Below are 22,164 nucleotides of genomic sequence, written 5' to 3'. Positions count from 1 at the left end.
ATGCTGAGTTAAAAAGAAAAGCCATCTCTCCTCTTTAATTCAAACGGTTAAAAATACTTTTCAGCCCTATATTTTTTATATTATGCATAACTGTGGTTTCTGTTTAAAAAACAACTTTGTAACAGCGCATTTGAGCAGAAAACGTCACAGCTCAATCTCGAATCATGCAACAATCAAGCACTCGAATAACGCTATAGAACTCGGAAAATCCCCTCAGATTTAACGCGTAGTATGGCTTGAACGCCTAGTTTTAAATCAAAAGATACAACTTTTCCTTTGATTTATTCTTAAAATATTATAACAATGAGACTACGCATAAAAATTCTTTATAGGAATGAAGATGAATCTCGCAGCCTTTGAAGCCTTTGTAAAAGTCATGGAAACTGGTTCGATCTCCTTGGCAGCAGATCAGCTCTTCATTACGCAACCTGCTGTGACCAAGCGTATTCACAGTTTAGAAGAATACTTCGGTGTCAAACTTTTTGAATCCGCGGGTCGTGGTGTTCAGGCGACACATGCAGCAAACTCTCTCTTGCCAAAAGTAAAAAGCTGGCTGAATGAATTGGGTGATATTCACCATACGCTCAGCCATGAGCAAGGTCAGGTTCAAGGTAAACTGAAAATTGGCACCAGCCATCATATCGGCTTACACCATTTACCGGCTCATTTGCGTCAATACGTACAGCAATTTCCAGAAGTGACCTTAGATGTACACTTTGTTGATTCTGAACAGGCCCATGAGCAAGTTTTGGCTGGTGACTTAGAATTGGCATTTTTGACTTTACCGCCACAGGGTGACAGCCGTTTAAAATACATCACGACATGGAATGATCCACTGGTATTCGTGGTTGCACCTTTCCATCCTTTGGCGCAAGTCGAACATTTGACCTTAGAGGATTTGATCCAATACCCAAGTCTTTTACCTGCAGCGCAAACCTATACCAGTCAAATTACCTTGGCTGAGTTTGAAAAGTATGGACTCAAGCCAAAAGTTACCATGAGCAATAACTCACTTGAGTCGATTCGTATGTTGGTTTCCATTGGTCTCGGTTGGTCTGTCCTTCCTAAAACCTTATTGAACCAAGATTTAAAACAATTGAATTTACCTTCAAACATGAATCGTCAATTGGGCATGGTATGGCACCCAGGCCGTACTCAGTCACTTGCTGCACAAAAGTTGGTTGAATTGATGAAACACATCTAATTGAATTTTTACCTACAAAATTCAGTTATTAATCAAGCCACCGTTATGGTGGCTTTTTTATTGATCTGTTTGAGCGTTTAGCAAAAGTGAATGATTTTCTATATGTTGAATGATCGCTTAAATTTCTTTTGCATTAAAAATGGGATCACCTTTTTCAGCCGATCCCATTAAATACCAAGGCAGACCCGTCAGTTTTACTTCGTCAACGAATCTTCATGTAATGATTCATTCAATTGATCGACAATAATCGCCCATTCACCATCTGACTTAATTTTTTCGGCCAAGAACTGGCGCTGAGCATCTGTCCAATAATCTGCTTCGGTAATTTTAGTTTGGGCACTGAGTTGATGCGTCACGATAAATAAAGCAATCGCGTCTTCACTCGAATCTAAACCCAGTTGTTCAAATAGATGAGTCATGCGTGGACGTACACTCATTGTCATTCTCCGTGTTAAAACTTATTGTTTATGGATACAAAATTATTCTGTTTTAAGGATATAACACGGAACGGACACGCACTCAATTACAGAATTCTACAGCGGTGAAAATTGAATAAAAGGCAAACTGAGCATAATCATCACGATCGATTGAATAAATACCAACAACAAAGGCAGCCCCCAGTTCACTCCGCCTTCTTCAGCAAACACCTGCTCACTATATTTCGGCTGCTGCATATAGGCTTTGGTCTTTTGCACCGCAAAATCGCTATAAAGCCGCTTTCCGATGCCAGCGAGTATGAGGTTAGGAATCAATGCTAGCCCCATCAAGACTTGATCAGGCACTCCGATGATGAGTGCCAACATACTAATCAAAAAACCAACCGCAAAGAATAAGAAGAAATAGCGATACATCTTCCGATAGAGTAACCAATAGGGCCCAAAAATTAACCCCGCCCAACTCAGGCCACTGTTCTGCCCACCTTGTTGTTCTATGAACTTTAAATAAGATTGAGCACGTGGCCCTATAAAGATTTGAATTAAATGTTTAAAAGAAGCTTCTGTCTGCATATAGAGCGATAGTTCAAATTAGTGAGCTGAAGTTTAATCAAAAGGACGTCAAATAAAAAAGCATCTAATGATGCTTTTTTATCATATCTATTTTTAGGCTTGAATTGACCAGTCTTGAATGTCCCAACCTTGTTCTTTTGCAAGGACTTCTAAACGGTCATCTGGGTTAATTGCAAAGGCATGATCGGCATATTCCAACAGGAAACGATCATTAATCGAATCTGAATAGGCCCAAGACTCTGTCACATCACGACCTTCTAACCATTGATTCAAGCGGACTAATTTGCCTTTTTGATAGCACGGAGTATTGATCACTTTACCCGTATATTTACCATCCACAACTTCGGCATTGGTTGCAATGATTTCAGTAATACCAAATTCACGAAAAATCGGTGCAGTAATAAAATCAGACGTTGCGGTGATCCCGACCAATTGATGCCCTGCATCTTGATGGCGCTGAATGGCAGCAAAGCCCTCTGGACGCATTTGCGCACGAATGACTTTTTTCATAAACAACTGATGTAACTCAGTTAAGTAGGCATTGTCATGTTGAGTTAAAAACTCAAATACAAATTCATTATAAGCAATCGGGTCAAGCTGGCCTTTTTTATAATCATCATAAAATTTATCATTCATGGCACGATGATGAATTGGATCAACCAAGCCTTCATTGACCAAAAACTCCCCCCAAGAATGGTCTGAGTCGGTATTTAATAAGGTGTGATCAAGGTCAAACAGTGCCAATTTCATGAAAATACTCGTAAAAGCTGAAATTTAAGAAAAAAATTGTAAATCTATCTCCGCTAGTCGATAGAAATTCGTTAAGATCATAACAATTTTAACATTTTTACACTTTGCTTTTTCGAGATGGACACAGAAATAAACGTCCCCGTGAGCAAAGTCATAAATTACACAATATTTAGGTAGCCAAATGATCGATTCAGAAGGTTTCCGACCCAACGTCGGGATCATTTTGGCAAACGACATTGGACAAGTTTTATGGGCAAAGCGCATTGGTCACAATGCCTGGCAATTTCCACAAGGAGGTATCCAACATGGAGAAACCCCCGAACAGGCACTTTACCGTGAGCTGAGAGAAGAAGTTGGCTTACTGCCCGAACACGTCCAGGTGATAGCACAAACCCAAGGGTGGTTGCGCTATCGTTTGCCACATCGGTATATACGTACGGATTCAGACCCCGTTTGTATTGGTCAAAAACAAAAGTGGTTTTTATTAAAACTGACGGCTTCGGCACAGCATATTCAGCTGGATTTGTCAGACCCACCAGAGTTTGATCAATGGCAATGGGTCAGCTATTGGTACCCTTTGGGTCAAGTGGTGAATTTTAAACGCGATGTATATCGTAAAGCCATGGTGGAGCTGTGCAATCAGCTTCCGCAAAAACCGTAAAAATTTGCAGAATGGATGCAGATTTTTAGGATGAGTGTTGTTATAAATAAAGCAGAATAAATTTTGGAGCAGACACGATGTCGAACATGCAACTGGATACCTTAAGACGCATAGTCCAAGAGATTAATGCGTCGGCCAGTTTGCATGAATCTTTAGACATTATGGTCAATCAAGTGGCCGAAGCCATGCATGTGGATGTCTGCTCAATCTACTTGCTTGATGAACGAAATCATCGTTATTTACTAATGGCTTCTAAGGGTTTAAACCCTGAAGCCGTTGGGCATGTCTCTTTGCATACCAGTGAGGGTTTGGTCGGCTTAGTTGGACAACGTGAAGAAATCGTCAACTTAGACAATGCACCCAAACACGAACGCTTTATGTATCTGCCAGAAACGGGGGAAGAAATTTACAATTCCTTCCTCGGTGTTCCGGTGATGTATCGCCGTAAAGTGATGGGCGTCTTAGTGGTTCAAAACAAAGAACCTCAAGACTTTAGCGAAGCTGCCGAATCCTTCCTCGTGACCTTGTGCGCTCAACTTTCAGGGGTGATTGCCCATGCACATGCCGTCGGGAATATTGAAGTCTTTCGTAAACCAAACAACCTCCCTGCCTATAAAACTTTCCAAGGTATTTCAGGTTCAGGCGGTATTGCGCTAGGTCGTGCAGTCATCCTGTATCCACCTGCTGATTTGGCTTCAGTCCCCGATCGTGAAGCCGATGACATCAGTGAAGAACTCGAATTACTCGACAATGCCATAGACGCAGTTCGTCAAGAAATTTTGTCTCTCGATGAAAAGATGCAAGATGCCCTCATGGCCGAAGAGCGGGCATTATTTAGCGTGTTCTTGCGGATGCTCGATGCCAATGCCCTCCCCGCGGAAATCAAAAGTGAAATTCGTGACGGTAACTGGGCACAAGGTTCGGTACGCATTGTTATTGATAAACACATTGCGCTCTTTGCACAGATGGAAGATGACTATCTCCGCGAACGTGTTTCAGACTTAAAAGATCTAGGGCGTCGTATCTTGGCCTTTTTGCAAGAAGCAGATGCCAGTCACCGTGAAATCACCGATGAAAGCATTTTAATTGGTGAGGAAATTTCTACGGCTGCCTTGGTTGAACTCCCTGTCGATAAAATCGCGGCGATTGTGACCACCGAAGGTGCCATGAACTCACACATGGTGATTGTGGCACGTGCCCTCGGCATTCCAACTGTAGTCGGCGTGACTGAACTGCCAATTAATACCCTCGATGATGTCGAAATGATTGTCGATGCACATCAAGGTCGTGTATTCATCAATCCACCTCGTCGTTTACGCACACGCTATAAAGAGATTCAAAAAGAAGAAGAGCAAATTGCCAAAGATCTGAAGCAATACGAAACCAAAGATGCCATCACCCCTGATGGTGTTGCAGTTCGATTGTTTGTAAATACTGGCTTGATGATCGATGTGGTTCGCGGTGTACAACGTGGCGCCAAAGGTGTCGGTCTATACCGTTCTGAAATTCCGTTTATGCTGCGTGATCGCTTCCCTGGTGAAGAAGAACAGCGCGCTATTTATCGTCAACAGCTGAGTCATTTTGCCAATAAACCAGTGGTGATGCGTACCCTCGATATTGGTGCAGATAAAGACCTGCCTTATTTCTCGATTGAAGAAGAAAACTCAGCACTGGGTTGGCGTGGAATTCGCTTTACTCTCGATCATCCTGAGATTTTTTCAGCCCAAATTCGTGCCATGCTCAAAGCCAGTATTGGCCTGAACAACTTGCATATTTTGCTGCCGATGGTGACCAGTGTCAGCGAAGTCGAAGAAGCGTTGTATTTGCTTGATCGTGACTGGCAAGCGGTGCAAGAAGAAGAACAGGTGAAGATTACCAAGCCAAAAATCGGCATCATGGTCGAAGTGCCGAGTGTGCTGTTACAGATCGATGAGTTTGCTGAATTGGTTGACTTCTTCTCGGTCGGATCAAACGATTTAACCCAATATTTACTTGCGGTTGACCGAAATAACCCACGAGTTGCCAATGTCTATTCACACTCACACCCAGCCGTACTTCGTGCGCTAACTCGCTTGGTGCAAGAATGTCATAAATACGACAAGCCGATTAGTATTTGTGGGGAAATGGCCGGTGATCCACTCACCGCTATTTTACTGATGGCGATGGGCTTTAATACCCTATCGATGAGTTCGAGTAATATCCTCAAAGTCCGTAAAGCCATCTGCCACGTGCCGATGCCAGATGCAAAAGAGCTCTTGGATCGGGCCTTGAGCATGAATAATCCATTGATGGTGAAAAGCATGATGGAGTATTACTTCAAGACTCATGGTCTTGGTGATATGGTGAAATCTGCCACACGCATCGTGAGTGCTTAAGACCACTCATGTAAAATAATAAAACGAGGTGATGATGGATTTTTTATTTTTTCTGGCTTTTGTCGCAATTGCCTTTTATATGACAAAGATCCATCCACAACTCAAACAAAAAATGTTAGAGCTGCAACACGACACACCGATTGAAAAAGCATCCTCAACTCGACCTAGACCGTCCCAAGCACAACAAGTCAATACACGCCCAACCAAGCCAACAAAATCCAAAGCTCCGGTCAGCCGCTCTCGTATCCCCCCTTACTCGGTATAGAAATTACTGCTTCACAGCAGCGCCGCTTAGGGAAAAATGATCCATCGGTACTGGCTGCACAGCGCGTCAAACAGCTAAATCACATGCAACATACTGACTCCACTTGGTTTGAGCAATTGACCAGTCAGGTGGAACACGTACTTCAGCAACCTAATAACGCCGTAAAACATCAAAGCACAGCGTCTAGACCACAACAAAAATCCACATTCAACAAAATGTTTGAAGACTTATTTTCAAAATAAGCGGTGTTTTAAGGTTCTACATTTAAACTCAAAACCAATGCTTTAAATACCGCATGGAACCATCTGAATGAACGTCGGTATCTTATTATTCAACGAAGTTGAAGTCTTAGATGCTGCGGGGATTTCTTCGGGGATCCATGCATCGCTTTATATTGTGGCCAAATTGCATGACTTAGAGATTGCGAAGCAAACAGCAAAACGTATGGAATATGATGTGGAATTTGTTTAAGCAGATGTTGAAGCCGAATCATTTAGTAGACTAAAAACTGAGAAAATACACTGAAATAAAAAGGGAGATAATCATTCGAATATCCCCCTTTTTTGTGCTTTGCATAGCCACGTTTTGCATTTTTCTTTCGATCTACAAAAGTTTGGCTTTTGTTAAAATCGTTCATGTGTTTTGCCACAAAGTTGCGAACTTCAACTTCAGGCAGGACTTTTTTCTTTGCCATTTGCATTCACCTTTTGCCTATACAGCACCCTCGTGCTGTAGTGCATATATTGGTCTATTTTTAGATTTTTTCAAGCACTTTCCTATGACTTTTTGATACAGCTTAGTTAGTCTCAAGACCATAAAAACTTTGCTTTGCCACATTTTTCCCCTCTCCCAAAGGGAGAGTAAAATACGTTGCATTTAACTTGCGAAAGCCCTTTCCAGCAAACGCTCCACATCGACCATTTTGGCGTCCAACATCCCCACCACTTGCCCATGTTTAGCGCTATAACGGCTTTGAATAAAACCATTTGCTACATAGTCAGGCGCATAGCGTTTCAGTAAAACTGCTTGTGCAAGTACCGTTAAACGACTGACCAAACTGCGCCCCATAAATTGTAAATCTTCAGGCGATTGATGGAACAACCTGAACAAGTCCTGCAATTCTGTTTGCAAGCTTTCATCTGTACTTGCTGTACTGGCCAAATCTTTAAACAGCACCTCAATAGATTTAGGATCACGCCCAATCGCGCGCAGCACATCTAGGCACATAACATTGCCTGAACCTTCCCAAATGGTATTCACAGGTGCTTCTTTAAAAATGCGCGCCATGATGCCGTTATCAACATAGCCATTGCCGCCAAAAACTTCCATCATCTCACCAGTTAGTTCGACTGCACGTTTACAAATCCAAAACTTGGCTGCTGGGGTCATAATGCGTTTCCATGCCACAGACAAGGCATCATCTGATTCATAGCACTGCGCCAAATGGAAACTGAGCTGCGTCGCTGCTTCACTCTCTAAAGCCAAATCTGCCAAAACTGCACGCATTAAGGGTTGTTCAATCAAATGTTTACCAAAAGCCTGACGCTGACGGGTATAGGCAATGCATTGCACCAAAGCTTGACGCAGCATGGCGCTCGAACCGACCGAACAGGTCAGACGGGTATAATTCGCCATTTCAATAATGGTTGGAATGCCACGCCCTGCCTCACCAATCATAATGCCCCACGCATTTTTGAATTCGACTTCCGAGCTTGAATTACTGCGGTTACCGACTTTTTCTTTTAGGCGTTGCACCTGAATATTATTCTTCGTGCCATCTTCCAACCAACGTGGCACAAAGAAACAAGCCAAGCCATCTTGTTCGGTTTTTGCCACCACCAAATGCGCATCACACATCGGTGCAGAGAAAAACCATTTATGCCCCGTGAGTAAATAAGCTTTGCCTCGTCCTGTTTCTGCCACAGGCACAGCTATAGTTTCATTAGCACGTACATCCGAACCGCCCTGCTTTTCAGTCATGCCCATACCGAGCCAAATCGACATTTTCTGCGCAATCGGTACATCGCGTTCATCATATTCAGTCGATAGTAGTTTCTCTCCAATTTTGGCCCACAGTTCAGGTTCACGCTGAATGAGTGGAATACTGCCGAGTGTCATTGAATTTGGACATAAATTGCCGCACTCGACCTGCCCAGCAAGATAAAAACGTGCTGCCCACTCCACCCATTTTGTCTTGGAATTTGGCTGATTAAATGGATGTGCATGGGTATCAAACTGGCGGTTGAGTCCCATCCATTTATGCCATGAAGGATGAAACTCGATAAAGTCAGTACGGCGGCCTCGCGCATCGAAGGCATGTAAAATTGGGGTATGTTTGTTGGCTAAAGCCCCATGCTGAAAGTATTCACTCGAACCTGCCACTTTGCCCATTTCGCATAAAGTCGGCTGATCATGGCTGCTGCAGCGTTTTAAGATTTCATGTAAAACCGTATCGCTTGAAAATAGATTGTAGTTTTCTAGCTCATCAAATTGGTTGCTGATTTGATGCGTCATCCATGGCTGTTCTAATGTATTCATCGTCTATATTTTCCACTTGTTCTTGTTGGCTTTTCATTTCAGTATAGAGAAAATTTAAAGCATAGACGTTCGGTTTTCAGCGCTTAACAATATGAAGAATTCAGCCATTCAGATACGACGTAAGCCGCGTCAATCACGTGCAAAGCTCACACAAGAGGCATTGCAAGAAAGTTTTGTTCGGCTTTTGCATGAGCGCCCTGCCAGTCAAATTACCATTCGGGAAATTACCGACCTTGCAGGCGTTGGCTTAGGGACATTTTATGAATATTTTTCCAAGAAGGAAGATTTGATTGCGCTAACCATTCATTTGCATGTGAAACACAATGCCGAACAGATGAAAACTTATGCACAATCGCTGATGAAGTTATCCACAGATTTGGATTTTCAAGAGTATTTACAGCAAATTATCCACTTTCAAATTGAGCAAATTCAAGCGCAGCAGTTTTTATGGTCACAGGTGTTTTTGTTAGAACGGCAGATTTCAGATATTGAAAGTTACCGTAAGAGTTATGCCATGATGGTGCAAATGTGGCGCAGTATGCTTGAGCCATTTATACAGGATGATGAACAGCTCAAACAGATGGCTTTAAATATGCAGCGGGTGTGTTATGGCTTTGTGTCGCAAACTTTATTGATTGAGCCTGATTTTGGGGAGTGGGATGAATTAAAGCGAGATATAATTCATATGTTGCGCAATTAGACTTCGCGGACAAGTCTAATGACGTTTCAAATGCATCGATGAAAAAAAAGTCATGTTATTTACAAAAAACCGGCTCTTAAACCAGTTATTTTAGATATTTAGGAAATTCATTTTTACGGTAGAAGAAAATCATTCATCACTTTGTTCATCCGTCAATAAAAGTGCTTTAGAAGTTAAGCTTTTATTGCTAGCTTACTTATCTCATTTATACGCCTTTACAATGCTGGCCAGTTGTAAGCTCTTTAAAAATTCAGCCGTATATTTTGGACTATGGCCTAATGCACCCCGAGGATAGCCATTTGGGATCGCCTGATAGACTACTGGCAATTTTTATTTGCACACTTTCTGGTAATAACTTTGAGTACCAAGGTGATCGACAAATGGTCTGCGACGCCTTAAACAAACATCAGTGTTACGGTTAGGGTCATATATTCAATCGACTGCCGTTTTAAATAGCTTAGGGATGGCCTTAAGTCTGAATTTTTTAAAAGATTGGCTGAGGTGCTTGTTTTAACTAATTTTTTAGTTCTGATAAACAGCGTTTACGGGCCTGATTTAGTAAAGACTTCATATCTGGATAACCTGTTGATCTACATTGATCGATCTGCTTCGGCTGCTCCCAACAACACGATGGGGAAAAATGCCGCTACATTGGTATCTGGATTTGGATTGGTTTCTACGTATTCAGCAATACATTCATATTGATAACCACCCGGTGCCAAGGGTATTGCAGCTTTAAGATTCAATTCAAGCGCATCTTTTTGCCCCTGAGCTGCAACCGCAATAGCAGCTGCAGCACATTGACTATGCCCCATCAGCATCCAGTCTTTATTAAATTGCCTCGGCTTCCAAGAATGCAATGCACGCACAGAATGCACCAAATTATAAACTTAACTGACTACATTCATATGAGGGCGCAGTTTTGGCTTACCCAGTCCTTATAATCTGTTGCAACCACTACATAGCCATGCCTCAAACAACTGTCGATTGCACCATCTATGACTAGTTGCAAACTATATACAGGCCCATTGTATAATTACTTGAAGGAGCACTTGTATCAGCCACACAGTCGTGCCATGTGCTCATGCCAATACGGTCCAGTCTTGTTTAAGTGCTTATCCTTTTGGACGTAAAATATATCCCGAGGTCAAAATGGGTTCGCCATTAACCTCCTCAACTACGATATGCGATCACGTAAGGTTGCCTAGTATGTTGATATGATGTAGGAATCGATTCAAGCTGGAGTGACAACAGCTGACCTGACAACAATAAAGATAGGTGTGCCAACTAGCATCACCCCATAAAAAATTTATTTACAATTTTCTAAAACAACTTAGACCACTTGCCAATATTTCTTCAGCTGTATTTTTAGCTTATTTTAAGTATTAAATAATGTTTTTAATGTTAAAAAAGCTCTGCAATATTAACAACATAAAAAAGTCTTTCATTAACTATAATCTGCCAAAAAAAAATATCTGAAAACTAAAATCCATAATAAAATTATGGGTTTAAATATTTCGTCCTCTTCTACCTATCATAGCGATATATTTGAGTTTAATTCATCGATAAAATATTAAAACAAAATATATAAATAAATAATATAAATTCAATAACTTGATTCATCGAATTAACCATTTATTCAAAACTATTTTTCCATTTGTCAAAAGCCACAGAAAGCTTTAGAGTCAATAAGTATATAAAGATTTTTAAGCTTTTAACGGCTACAGTTTTATGACTTATCTTCGATTGATTGCTGCTTGAAAAATTTTAGAATGAGAGAAAAACTGTTGTCACATTGTCACTTTAAAATGAATTAACAAAACGGTTAAGGTCATGTGCTGTTGAGCGTGTTATCAATTGAAAGGTTATAACTCCCAACTTTAATACATGATTATAATAATGGAGATACTCAATGAGCGACGACGTTAAAAAATGTCCTGTCACCCACCTAACAACTGATGCTGGTGCTCCTGTTGTAGATAATCAGAACAGTATGACGGCAGGTGCACGTGGTCCTTTGCTTGCCCAAGACCTATGGCTTAATGAAAAACTCGGTAATTTCGTTCGTGAAGTAATTCCAGAGCGTCGTATGCATGCCAAAGGTTCTGGTGCTTTCGGTACGTTTACCGTGACTAACGATATTACCCAATATACCCGCGCTAAAATTTTCTCAGAAGTTGGTAAAAAAACTGAACTTTTTGCTCGTTTCTCTACCGTAGCGGGTGAGCGTGGTGCTGCAGATGCAGAACGCGATATTCGTGGTTTTGCCCTTAAATTCTATACTGAAGAAGGTAACTGGGATTTAGTTGGTAATAACACCCCTGTCTTCTTCCTACGTGATGCACGTAAATTCCCTGACTTAAATAAAGCAGTGAAACGTGATCCTAAAACCAATAAGCGTAGTGCAACTAATAACTGGGATTTTTGGACTTTACTACCTGAAGCTCTACACCAAGTTACGATTGTGATGTCTGACCGCGGTATTCCAGATGGTTACCGTCATATGCATGGTTTTGGCAGTCATACTTTCAGTTTTATTAATGCCAATAATGAACGCTTCTGGGTTAAATTCCACATGCGCACTCAACAAGGCATTAAAAACTTAACCGATGCTGAAGCTGAAGCGATTATTGCCAAAGACCGTGAAAGCTCACAAACCGATCTGTTCAATGCAATTGAACGCGGCGATTTTCCAAAATGGAAAATGTACGTTCAAATCATGCCTGAACTTGATGCAGAAAAAGTACCTTATCACCCATTTGATTTAACCAAAGTATGGCCTAAAGGCGACTATCCGTTGATTGAAGTGGGTGAATTCGAACTCAATCGTAATCCTGAAAACTATTTCCAAGATGTTGAACAAGCCGCTTTCGCACCAAGTAACTTGGTGCCGGGTATTAGCTTCTCACCTGACCGTATGCTGCAAGCGCGTTTATTCAACTATGCTGATGCTGCACGTTATCGCGTGGGTGTAAACCATTACCAAATTCCTGTAAATGCACCACGTTGCCCTGTTCATTCCAACCGTCGTGATGGACAAGGCCGTATGGATGGTAACTATGGTGCAACACCGCATTATGAACCAAACAGCTTCAGCCAATGGCAAGAGCAACCACAATACAAAGAACCACCATTGAAAATTACTGGTGATGCTGACTTGTGGGATTATCGTGAAGATGACAGCGACTATTTCAGTCAACCACGTGCATTATTCAACTTAATGAATGATGAACAAAAACAAGCATTGTTTAATAACACTGCTGGCGCAATGGGCGATGCACTCGACTTCATCAAATACCGTCATATCCGTAACTGTTACGCATGTGATCCAGCTTATGGTGAAGGTGTTGCAAAAGCATTAGGCTTAACTGTAGCGGATGCGCAAGCTGCTCGTGCAACTGATCCAGCTCAAGGTAATCCTGGCTTGCTTTAAGTTTTATCTTTGAATAAAAAACCACCTTTTAAGGTGGTTTTTTCTTGGCATTAAATATTCCAATTACCTTCTAATTAATCCTTAAACAATCAGTTTTTTGCCTTCATGCATGGTCAAAAATGGATTCATTAACTTTGATGTTTTACGCATGGCTTGATGTAAGTCATGCTCCGGCTGATCTCTAGCTTCATCGGTCAACTGAAAAGTCCGATAATGCATGGCCAATGAACATTTAGACTGTAAGTCTTTATGCGCTTGAAAAGCCTCTTCGGGATTCATATGCAAATATTTCATTAAACGACGTGGCTCATAAGCCCCAATCGGCAATAACGCCACACGCGGTGCGCCTAAGCGTGTATGAATTTGCTTGAAATGTGCGGCATAACCGGTATCACCTGCAAAGAAGAAATGCCCTGTGCTATGTACGATAGAAAACCCGCCCCATAAGGCATGATTTTGATCGCGCCATCCACGCCCTGAGCCATGCTGTGCCGGCGTATAGACGATGCGTAAATCTTCAAACATTTCCGATTGCCACCAATCAAGTTCAATGACATTGAAGTGTGTTGGCAAATAATAAGCATTGCCTAAACCAGTATAAATCGGCATAGCAAATTGTTCATGTAACCAATTCAAGGTTGCTAAATCCATATGATCATAATGATTATGGCTCAGTAAAACCCCATGAATGGTGGGTAATTCTTCTAAGGCAATGCCTGCAGGACAAGCACGTCGTGGTCCAGTCCCTTGACGTGGGCCTGCATACTCCGCCCATACAGGATCGGTCAAAAAATTATATGGCCCAATTTGAATTAGCACCGTAGCATGCCCAACAAACCATACCAACCAATCATCCATTTTAGCCAAAGGTCGATTTTGCGGAATGCTGCGCGAAGAAGCAAAAAACTGTTGGTATTCTTGCTCACGATCTACTTTCCATGTATCGCTTTTACGCGTCATGATCCATTTCAGCATATCTTTACGCGTAAACGCATCTGGATTTCGAAGGGTATTAAAGAATTTTTCCCCATTAAAATGGTCAGTTGCCAGATAATCAAATACAGGCTTCGTCCACGTATGTTTCATACAGCTTTTAGTTCTGATTTGAAACTGTGCTGATTGAGTTTTTTGATTCATGTGTATTTAAAATTCATTCACTATGCTGACAAACCTTGCAAAGTATTTAACCTCGCAGACCTATTGATCAAGACGACCTTTCATGCGCTCAAGCCAAACCTTCCGAGATTGAGGCTTGACAAAGAGTGCCACAATTTCAGGATGAAGCTGTTTAATTTGTGCTTCAATTCTGTTGACACAAGCTTCTATATCATCTGACGTTAAATTATCTTTAAATTCAAGACTCAAAGATGCCAAAACTTGATGTGCACCCATCTGCTCTGTTAACACCCCATTGGCAGAATGCACTGCTGGATCTTGCTCTGCAACCATCAAGACATTATGCCTCAATTGTGGGTCAGCAGTTTCTCCCATGAGCAATCCTTTAGTCTCACGTGCAAGTAAGATCGCTGAAATAGCGAGTACAACCCCAATTAGAATTGATGCCAGACCATCAAGCATTGGCATATTCAGCGCGTGTGATAAATAGATACCGATCAGGGCAATAAACAGACCAATCAGGGCTGCTGAGTCTTCAAATAACACGGTAAATGTCGTCGGATCTTTACTGCGTCGAAATGCTTCAAAATAGCCCTGTTTACCTTTGATTTTACGAAATGCTTTCAATGCCACAAACCAAGAGGTCCCTTCACACAAAATCGCAATACCTAATACGATATAGTTAATCATCGGATTTTGCATTTCTTCGGGGTGATAAATATGACTAATCCCTTGATAAATCGACACGATCGCACCCAAAGCAAAGACCATCAACGCCACAATAAAAGCCCAAAAATACAGCTCTCTCCCATAGCCAAACGGATGGCGTGCATTTGCTGGCTGCTGCGATTTTTTCATACCGTAGAGCAGTAAGATTTCATTTAAAGTATCAACCACAGAGTGAATAGCTTCACTCAACATGGCCGAACTATTCGTGATATAGGCAGCGACAAATTTCACCAGTGCAATCGCTAAATTGCCGAAGAGCGCTGCATATACCACGATTTTGTTAGATTCAGACATTTAAAATTGTCCTAAATTTATTTTTATCAAACAGATCTATTTGATTTTATAGCTCATTCCATAGTACTCAAACTGACTGTAGCTGTTGTTTGTTATTTTGTTGTTTTTACACCAACTGTCGATTGTTTCGACAATGCCATCATGTTCCATGTGAAACACGCTCTTTAGCGCAAAGGTATAGAAAAAAAAGGAAGCCGCAGCTTCCTTATAATTCTGTAGATGTACACGGTTCAACGTACTTTATTAAAATATTGCTCGCCACTCTTTCCAAAAGTACATCACAATACCAAACATCACGACCACGATTCCAACAAAGGCATTGGAGCTAATATGTTCACTGTTCAACGTCGCTCCCAAAACCAATGCTATGACAGGTGTCATCACATTACTGAGTGACACCGTTGATGCGGCCAAACGTCTTATCAGCCAGAAGTAACACAGCATTGCCACAATCGATGACATGATCATGGTAAAGACAAATCCAATCATTGCACGGCCGCTTGGCAATTCGGTTGGAAAATGCTGCCAAATAAATGGAATAATGAGCATCGATCCTAAAGCAGAAACAATCAGGGAACCGGTTGCCTGTGACATTGGCTTTAACGGTGCATTAATCTGCTTCACCCAAAAAATCGAACTAATATACGACACCATGCTGATTAGCATCAGTACAACGCCAATTGGATTGACTTTGCTATCAGCAGAATCTGCAAAGACAAAAGTTAGACCACCCACTGCAACCGCCATGCCCAACCACTGCAAAGCGACCAATTTATGTGTTTTTAAAATTACATGCCCAATCAAACCGGCAATTAAGGGTGAAAAACCAAAAATCAGTGCCATTAAACCTGAGGTGAGATAATTGGCTGCCAGATAAATAAATAACTGTGCGCCAATCAAATTCAAACTCCCTGCCACATAACTTTTTAATGAGGTTTCATCAAACGGCAAAGGATCATGCATCAATTTCAACAGAAACAGCGCAATAATAGATGCGCCGAAGTAACGGATAATCAACACCCACATCGGATGTATTTCCTGTACACTCCACACAATCGCGAGCGGCGTCGTCGCCCAAATCAGTACCAAAAGAGCATATATACTTGCCGTCAGCGGCAGTGAAGATTTCATTTCATTCTCAAATTTGATTGTTCTAACGACTTAACCTGAAACCCACTATTCAGATCTGGAACTACTCGTAAGACCAGTAACTAATAAAGTTTAAGACCAATTATTGCTCTCCACTTTATCAACTAAATTGGAGGCGGTATGAATGCCACCGATCGTTTGGGGTATATGGACTTCTCCTCAAACGATCAATAATCTCCCCTAACCACTCTTAAAAAAAAAGAGGAGGGAAACATCTAAACGAAATCCATTCTTCACAAAGACTACTCCCTCCTTTGAAAAAGGAGGGCTGGGAGGATTAAAACCGTTGAATAGATCTATATAAGCTAAAACTGTATACATGGACTACAAAATAGCTTTATAAGTGCGATGCTAAAACTAAAGACATAAAAAAACAGACCTACGTTACCGTAAGTCTGCTCCTCTTAGACATTCAGCTTACTTTACAAGTTTACGTAAATCTTGGCTTAAATCTAAATATTTATCCGCTTCAAACGCCGCATTCTTGCTAATCAATTTTTTCAAATGACGCATCTCTTTTGCAGCATTTACAGTGATACCACCCACGATTACACCGTCAGTAACACCAAATAAAACAAATGATGATTCTGCAGCTAATTCAGGATTAACTTCGCCACGTGCAATCCATTCGCTTGCAGCCATATCACCTACAAATTGATAGTTGATATTCAATTGATCTGTCCAGAACCACGCTGGATTTGGGGTTGGATGTTCAACACCCATTACATGACGAGCAAAGATACCTGCTTGCAAGTTCGCATTTTCCCAAGTTTCGACACGACGGTGGTTACCACAGTCACGAAGCTGAGTCGCAACGTCACCCGCTGCATAAATATCTGGATGCGAAGTTTGGCAGTTATCATTCACTTTAATAGCAAAATCAACGTCTAAACCTGCATCAACCGCAAGTTGAGCATTTGGCACAATGCCAATACCATAGATCACTGCATCGGCACGAAGTTCTTCACCGCCTTCAAGCGTGATCACTACTTCTTCGCCATCAAGCTTACAGTCAGCAATAGAAGTCGAAAGACGAACATCTACACCTGCAAGACGTTGCTGTGCCAATAAGAATTCACTTAAAACACGTGGAGATGAACGACCCATGACCATCGGACCCATTTCAATCACGGTCACGATACAGTCTTTAGAACGTGCTGAAGATGCAAGCTCAAGACCAATCACACCACCGCCGATCAATACAATACGGCGACCCGCTTGTAATACAGGCACCAATGCTTGTGAATCTTCAAGGTTACGTAAGGTATAAACGTGTTTACCCAAAGCATCGAAATTCGGTAAACGGCGTGCTGCACCACCGGTTGCTAGAAGCAACTTGTCAAATGCAACAATTTCGCCATTTTTCAGTTCAACTGTTTTCGCATCGCTATGGATTTTCACAACGCCATTGCCACGAATATGTTCAACACCGAGTTCTGCCAATTTTTCTTCTGACAGAATTTCGATTTTGGTCTCTTCAGGTTTTAGAATTACGTCTTTAGACAAAGGCGGACGTTCATAAGGAAGATGTGTTTCATCACCCACCAAAATGATTTTGCCTTCATACTTGTTCGCACGGAGTTCTAAAATGGCGCTAGCACCAGCTTGACCAGCTCCAACAATAACGATGGTTTCGATACCATTTTGGCTCATGGGTTTGTTCCTTATTTCAATTCTGCAGATACGATGCCGAAGCCCGCAATCCACTCACTAATGTCTTCGTAGCAATGTGTTGTCATGTCGTATTCGCCCACTTCATGTAGTGCAGCAAAAGCAGCCATCCAAGAACGAACTTCTTGACCACCACGACCGCCTTCAACACGAATTTCAGCTTCAGTCATCGCTTCAATGGCAGCAAAGTCAGCTTTGGCAAAAGTATCAAGCAATGCACGATCCCATTCTGGGTTTAAAGGCACTGCGACAGAAGTATCACCCGCTGCGAGTTTTTGACCGACAGCAATGATTTTGCCTTGACGTGTATTACGTGCCTCTTCAGTTGGATTACGACCTGCAATCAGGAACTCTTCCACTTCTGGTGGAACTGAACCCATTTGCGGCGTTGGTGGATCATGAGACAAACCACCTGTACCCAAAACAAGTACACGTTCATTCTCTAAGTTCAATGATTTAATGAACTGACCGACTGCACGACCCAAAGCGACTGTACGCTTGGTTGTTGGCATCGGTGCAGCTGCACCATTGATAAAAATTGGAATCGTTGGATAACGATCAAGCTTGCCACCACAAAGGAAATGTAATGGTTGAGTCACACCGTGGTCTGCCTGCATACGATAAGAGTATGCAACATCGACACCTTCATCCAATACGCGACGAACCAGACTAATTGCTGTTTCTTCAGGCACATTGATGTGGTCATTGTCTTTACCATAATCCCAATCACCTGCTGCTTTGGCACGAATACCGACGCAGAAAGATGGCATGAGGTCATAGAAGAAACCATTGAAATGGTCTGGACCAAAAGTAATGATCAATGTTGGATTATAGTCTTCAACTTCTTTAGCGAGTTTGGCAAAAGTTTCGCGAACTTTTTCCTCTTTGTATTTCTCTTGCGGAGAAGCGAATTCCATTAGGGGACTGTGCGATGCACAAATAAGTTTAACGGCCATGGGTGACTCCTAAACGGAAGGCAGCCAAGACGGCTGCCGAGTAAGTCCTTTACGGTTTTGGCGATTTAAATCTCGTCAAAGAAGCCAGCACGTGGTTGACGTAAACCACGGATACCCAGACCACATTCAGCATTAATTAAAACACCAGTTAATGGGCGGTTGTTTTGACGAGAAGCCAATAACACGTATGAACCAGTCATATCTTCAGGTTCGGGTAAGAAATTGAGCGGCATGCCGCGTGCAATCTTCTCAGGATCACGTGCATCGAGTAGACCGAGGTTTTCTTGGCCTAAAGAAGCAGCACCTTTGATGTTTACATTCATACCCGACGGAGCAACAGCGTTCACTCGTACTTTAGGCGCAAGCTCATAGGCTAATTCTTTCATAATCCCAACGCCAGCATGCTTAGACGCTGTGTATACAGGGCCTCCGCCTGCCGAATACAGTGCTGAGTTAGACAAAGTAAATATGATAGAACCTTCCGAAGCTATCAATGCATCAAGTGCAGCTTTGGCACCTAAGATGAGAGATTTGGTGTTAATACCCATAATCTCATCAAAAGCTTTTTCCAGCTGCTCACCTGAAGTATTGACGATATCGGCATAGTGATCCCAGATACCGGCATTACCCACGAAACAGTCGAGTTTACCGTAACGCTCTACAGTCGCTTTAACAGCGCGGACGTTGTCTTCATAGCTGGCCACATCACCTGCGATTGCCAGCACGCGGTCACCAAAATGTGCGTTCAGTGCATCGACTTTAGACTGTGAACGTTGAAGAACGGCCACTTGTGCGCCCTCTTCCAGGAAACGTTCTACCAGTGCCCAACCGAGACCTGAACCACCACCAGTGATCAGTGCAACTTCGCCTTGTAGCCAACCCATGATTACTCTCCTGCCATCTCTACGTATAAAGCACCATCTTCAACAATCACAGGGAATGTTTTGATCGGATCTGTTGCTGGTAAGCATAATGCTTGTCCAGTTTTCAGACAGAAACGTGCTGAATGAAGTGGGCATTCCACAGTACCGTCATCTTCAAGGTAGCCTTCAGACATAGAGGCATTACCATGTGAACAACGGTCGTTCATTGCGAAGAATTCTCCGCCATTGTTAAATACTGCAAGCGCTTCAATACCATTCACGCCACAATCTACTTTCAATGCATCGCCTTCGTCTAAGTCATCAACTTGGCAAACAAAAATCTTATTCATTAGAAGAACACGCTCAGGTTATGTGAGTTGTAAGTCACCTGATCAAGGGTAATCTTACGGTTGAAGATTTGGAAACCTTGCTCAGTGTCGACTTTGCGGATCTTGTCGTGACGCTTACCACAGTAGATCGTTACATCTTTCTCTTTCTGGGTGCGGTACAACAAGTACGTTACGTAAACGTCGTATTCGCCTTCAACTTCAGTCGCTTCAACAATCACATTTGAAACCATGTGCGTAGTACGTGAAGGAGGTTCTTCAGCCCAAGCCATACCTGTCTCTAAACGAGCTACTCGGCGTTCCAACAAATCTTTAGTATCGTTAAATACCCAAGTTGTTGGTGGCTCAATTGAACGACGACGGTCACGTGTTTGCGCGTTTGGTGTGGTGCGTAGCGTATAAGAAATATCTTCCGCTAACACAGCCAACCAATCACGGAACTTCCAATCATCAAGAAGCTTGGCTTCTTGATAAAGGAACTGACTAATTTGGTGATGGAGTTCTAAACTAACTTGACTCATTTCATAAGCTCCTTCTCATATTCGTCAGCCGCAGCTTCAACGTCTTCCCATTTTTCATGAATCAATAAATCTGCCCAACGGCGGTACATACCACGTGCTGCAGTTTCAGAGAAAATATAGTTAGTGATACCCGGGATACCATCTTCACGTACTTTCTCGTTACCTTTACCCATTTCCATAATGAGTTTGTTTTGACGCGCTTTGTAACCACGTAAAACTTTTTGGATTTCGATCCAGTTTTCAGAGTCATCTTGCTCCAGGAAGCCTGCAGGACCGAAGGCACGAGTTGCAGAACGTTCAAATGCTGCTTGTACATCTTCTGGCGCGTCCGCATCACAGATACAGAATGCCCAAACTTCAGTTTTGTTTGGACCACGTGGGTGCCATACACGAAGAGTCGCAGTACCGTTCAACCAAGACAATGTAGGGAACATGGTGTTGTGACCTGCAAGACGCAGCGCACGAGTTTCACCTAGGCGTTCTTTCACTTCTTCGTAAGTTTCACGGAAGTAGTTCGCTACTTCACCGTCAACCCATACGTTTGCATCTGGTTTCTCTGTGAAGAAGAAGCCTGAACCGTGACCACGTGAACCGTATTGGATCGCGTCTTTCGCAGTTTCCCAAACTGGACGAGCAGTTTGTGCAGCACCTAATTTCTTAGAAGATTCGTCGTCTGGTTTTGCACCAAGCACCTGAATTGCAGATGCGTGAGAGAACAACGCGTGATATTGGTCAGATGCGAACTGTTCAGCTGCAAATTTCCAGTTACACTCGATTTCCCATTTGTGTACACCACCCACAATCACAGTACCGCCTTCACGACGATCTACAACACCGTCCAGGTACCAAGCGATATCGCCCATGTATTCTTCTAGATCTGGCGTAGTTTCATCCCAGCATCCGAAAATCAGGCCTTTGTATGATTTAACACGGTTAACTTCTACCAGACCCCATTGTTCTTTACATGCACCATGTGGGTAAGCACGATCTTCAAGCGGGATGTCTTTTAGAGAACCATCAATACCGTATGACCAGCCGTGGTATGGGCAAGTGAACGCACGTGTATTACCACAGTCTGCGAAGCTTACGCGCATAGAACGGTGACGGCATTGGTTTAAGAATGCTTTGATTGAGCCATCTTTTTGGCGTGCCACGATGATTGGATCTTCACCCATGTAGGTATTGAAGAAATCGCCAGCCTTAGGAATTTGGCTTTCATGGCAAAGGAATAACCATGTACGACCGAAGACACGTTCAAGTTCTAATTCGTAAATGTCAGGATCTGTATAGATAGATGGCGTGATACGTCCATTTTGTGCATCGACTAAAGCATCGATTTCGCGCACATCAATTTTTCCACTCATGAAAAGCTCTCCTGTGACCATAAGGCACAAAGTAATAGACTCAACTTTTCAACGATGATGGATTTTAGAGCGATATTCGGGAAATATTTATTTTGTTTTAATTAAGAGATTTTATGGATTATTACGGTAGATTTTTTTTATAGCATTTTTTTTAAATTGCCGAGAACACCATTTATTTCGTGAATGGTAAAATAATCTTCACGCAATAGTTGTTTATAGAT

Annotated in this window: 23 protein-coding genes; 8 read left to right on the top strand and 15 right to left on the bottom strand. The window is 42.3% G+C overall.

Going from position 1 to position 22,164, the window contains the following annotated elements:
- The first annotated feature begins 340 nt into the window (after nucleotides 1-340).
- Nucleotides 341-1,204 (top strand): LysR family transcriptional regulator, encoded by an 864-nt coding sequence (locus FTU65_RS01815; protein WP_078189725.1) that lies wholly within the window; start codon nucleotides 341-343, stop codon nucleotides 1,202-1,204.
- A 194-nt stretch (nucleotides 1,205-1,398) separates the two neighbouring features.
- On the opposite strand, the gene FTU65_RS01810 is transcribed toward FTU65_RS01815, so the two are convergent.
- The 3 genes from FTU65_RS01810 to FTU65_RS01800 form a co-directional block, all read right to left on the bottom strand.
- Nucleotides 1,399-1,641 (bottom strand): DUF2789 family protein, encoded by a 243-nt coding sequence (locus tag FTU65_RS01810; RefSeq protein ID WP_078189726.1) that lies wholly within the window; start codon nucleotides 1,639-1,641, stop codon nucleotides 1,399-1,401.
- Between the two features lie 96 nt (nucleotides 1,642-1,737).
- Entirely contained in the window at nucleotides 1,738-2,211 is a 474-nt protein-coding gene (locus tag FTU65_RS01805) for a DUF2628 domain-containing protein (RefSeq protein ID WP_180066282.1), read from the bottom strand.
- Between the two features lie 93 nt (nucleotides 2,212-2,304).
- Nucleotides 2,305-2,961: an HAD family phosphatase gene (locus FTU65_RS01800; RefSeq protein WP_078189728.1), complete on the bottom strand. Its 657-nt coding sequence runs from the start codon at nucleotides 2,959-2,961 to the stop codon at nucleotides 2,305-2,307.
- A gap of 181 nt (nucleotides 2,962-3,142) precedes the next feature.
- On the opposite strand from FTU65_RS01800, the gene FTU65_RS01795 reads away from it, so the two are divergent.
- The 5 genes from FTU65_RS01795 (at nucleotide 3,143) to FTU65_RS01775 (ending at nucleotide 6,733) form a co-directional block, all read left to right on the top strand.
- Nucleotides 3,143-3,622, top strand: coding sequence for an RNA pyrophosphohydrolase (locus tag FTU65_RS01795; RefSeq protein ID WP_078189729.1), 480 nt, complete (start codon nucleotides 3,143-3,145; stop codon nucleotides 3,620-3,622).
- 77 nt (nucleotides 3,623-3,699) lie between these two features.
- On the top strand, nucleotides 3,700-5,997 hold the full coding sequence (gene ptsP / locus FTU65_RS01790) for a phosphoenolpyruvate--protein phosphotransferase (protein ID WP_180005299.1): 2,298 nt from the start codon (nucleotides 3,700-3,702) through the stop codon (nucleotides 5,995-5,997).
- A 79-nt stretch (nucleotides 5,998-6,076) separates the two neighbouring features.
- A complete protein-coding gene (locus tag FTU65_RS01785; protein ID WP_180066279.1) occupies nucleotides 6,077-6,262 on the top strand; it encodes a hypothetical protein in 186 nt (61 codons plus the stop codon).
- 83 nt (nucleotides 6,263-6,345) lie between these two features.
- Nucleotides 6,346-6,504, top strand: a complete 159-nt coding sequence (locus tag FTU65_RS01780) for a hypothetical protein (protein ID WP_180066276.1) — start codon at nucleotides 6,346-6,348, stop codon at nucleotides 6,502-6,504.
- Between the two features lie 67 nt (nucleotides 6,505-6,571).
- Entirely contained in the window at nucleotides 6,572-6,733 is a 162-nt protein-coding gene (locus FTU65_RS01775; protein WP_180066273.1) for a hypothetical protein, read from the top strand.
- Nucleotides 6,734-6,755: 22 nt separating this feature from the next.
- On the opposite strand, the gene FTU65_RS01770 is transcribed toward FTU65_RS01775, so the two are convergent.
- Both FTU65_RS01770 and FTU65_RS01765 read right to left on the bottom strand, forming a co-directional pair.
- Complete coding sequence (locus FTU65_RS01770; RefSeq protein WP_067764150.1) at nucleotides 6,756-6,956, bottom strand: hypothetical protein; 201 nt, start codon at nucleotides 6,954-6,956, stop codon at nucleotides 6,756-6,758.
- Between the two features lie 182 nt (nucleotides 6,957-7,138).
- Nucleotides 7,139-8,800 (bottom strand): acyl-CoA dehydrogenase family protein, encoded by a 1,662-nt coding sequence (locus tag FTU65_RS01765; RefSeq protein ID WP_180066270.1) that lies wholly within the window; start codon nucleotides 8,798-8,800, stop codon nucleotides 7,139-7,141.
- Nucleotides 8,801-8,891: 91 nt separating this feature from the next.
- Between FTU65_RS01765 and FTU65_RS01760 the strand changes: the two genes are divergently transcribed.
- Entirely contained in the window at nucleotides 8,892-9,500 is a 609-nt protein-coding gene (locus FTU65_RS01760; RefSeq protein WP_180066267.1) for a TetR/AcrR family transcriptional regulator, read from the top strand.
- Between the two features lie 590 nt (nucleotides 9,501-10,090).
- Here the strand turns inward: FTU65_RS01760 and FTU65_RS01755 are convergent.
- Complete coding sequence (locus tag FTU65_RS01755; RefSeq protein ID WP_180066264.1) at nucleotides 10,091-10,369, bottom strand: hypothetical protein; 279 nt, start codon at nucleotides 10,367-10,369, stop codon at nucleotides 10,091-10,093.
- A 1,043-nt stretch (nucleotides 10,370-11,412) separates the two neighbouring features.
- On the opposite strand from FTU65_RS01755, the gene FTU65_RS01750 reads away from it, so the two are divergent.
- A complete protein-coding gene (locus FTU65_RS01750) occupies nucleotides 11,413-12,933 on the top strand; it encodes a catalase (RefSeq protein ID WP_111884100.1) in 1,521 nt (506 codons plus the stop codon).
- 81 nt (nucleotides 12,934-13,014) lie between these two features.
- Here FTU65_RS01750 and FTU65_RS01745 read toward each other — a convergent pair whose 3' ends face one another.
- The 9 genes from FTU65_RS01745 to hcaE all read right to left on the bottom strand — a co-directional run bounded on the left by FTU65_RS01745 (nucleotide 13,015) and on the right by hcaE (nucleotide 21,943).
- Nucleotides 13,015-14,070, bottom strand: a complete 1,056-nt coding sequence (locus tag FTU65_RS01745; protein WP_180066261.1) for an MBL fold metallo-hydrolase — start codon at nucleotides 14,068-14,070, stop codon at nucleotides 13,015-13,017.
- Nucleotides 14,071-14,130: 60 nt separating this feature from the next.
- Entirely contained in the window at nucleotides 14,131-15,072 is a 942-nt protein-coding gene (locus FTU65_RS01740; RefSeq protein WP_078192768.1) for a cation diffusion facilitator family transporter, read from the bottom strand.
- Between the two features lie 243 nt (nucleotides 15,073-15,315).
- Complete coding sequence (locus FTU65_RS01735; protein WP_180066258.1) at nucleotides 15,316-16,203, bottom strand: DMT family transporter; 888 nt, start codon at nucleotides 16,201-16,203, stop codon at nucleotides 15,316-15,318.
- 435 nt (nucleotides 16,204-16,638) lie between these two features.
- The gene (hcaD, locus tag FTU65_RS01730) at nucleotides 16,639-17,874 is read right to left on the bottom strand and encodes a 3-phenylpropionate/cinnamic acid dioxygenase ferredoxin--NAD(+) reductase subunit (RefSeq protein WP_180024487.1); all 1,236 of its coding nucleotides are present in this window, start codon (nucleotides 17,872-17,874) and stop codon (nucleotides 16,639-16,641) included.
- Nucleotides 17,875-17,885: 11 nt separating this feature from the next.
- The gene (locus FTU65_RS01725) at nucleotides 17,886-18,848 is read right to left on the bottom strand and encodes a 3-carboxyethylcatechol 2,3-dioxygenase (protein WP_180007135.1); all 963 of its coding nucleotides are present in this window, start codon (nucleotides 18,846-18,848) and stop codon (nucleotides 17,886-17,888) included.
- Between the two features lie 65 nt (nucleotides 18,849-18,913).
- Nucleotides 18,914-19,732, bottom strand: a complete 819-nt coding sequence (gene hcaB / locus FTU65_RS01720; protein WP_180066255.1) for a 3-phenylpropionate-dihydrodiol/cinnamic acid-dihydrodiol dehydrogenase — start codon at nucleotides 19,730-19,732, stop codon at nucleotides 18,914-18,916.
- 2 nt (nucleotides 19,733-19,734) lie between these two features.
- Nucleotides 19,735-20,061: a 3-phenylpropionate/cinnamic acid dioxygenase ferredoxin subunit gene (hcaC, locus tag FTU65_RS01715; RefSeq protein WP_078189742.1), complete on the bottom strand. Its 327-nt coding sequence runs from the start codon at nucleotides 20,059-20,061 to the stop codon at nucleotides 19,735-19,737.
- Nucleotides 20,061-20,579 (bottom strand): 3-phenylpropionate/cinnamic acid dioxygenase subunit beta, encoded by a 519-nt coding sequence (hcaF, locus tag FTU65_RS01710; RefSeq protein ID WP_180066253.1) that lies wholly within the window; start codon nucleotides 20,577-20,579, stop codon nucleotides 20,061-20,063. The genes hcaC and hcaF overlap by 1 nt, the downstream gene beginning before the upstream one ends.
- Nucleotides 20,576-21,943 (bottom strand): 3-phenylpropionate/cinnamic acid dioxygenase subunit alpha, encoded by a 1,368-nt coding sequence (hcaE, locus tag FTU65_RS01705; RefSeq protein ID WP_004781815.1) that lies wholly within the window; start codon nucleotides 21,941-21,943, stop codon nucleotides 20,576-20,578. The genes hcaF and hcaE overlap by 4 nt, the downstream gene beginning before the upstream one ends.
- Between the last annotated feature and the right edge of the window lie 221 nt (nucleotides 21,944-22,164).

It is taken from the genome of Acinetobacter sp. YH12129 (assembly GCF_013418685.1).
Taxonomy (GTDB): domain Bacteria; phylum Pseudomonadota; class Gammaproteobacteria; order Pseudomonadales; family Moraxellaceae; genus Acinetobacter; species Acinetobacter amyesii.
Note: the sequence above shows the minus strand (reverse complement) of the source record. Positions and strands in the feature narration are given on the sequence as shown.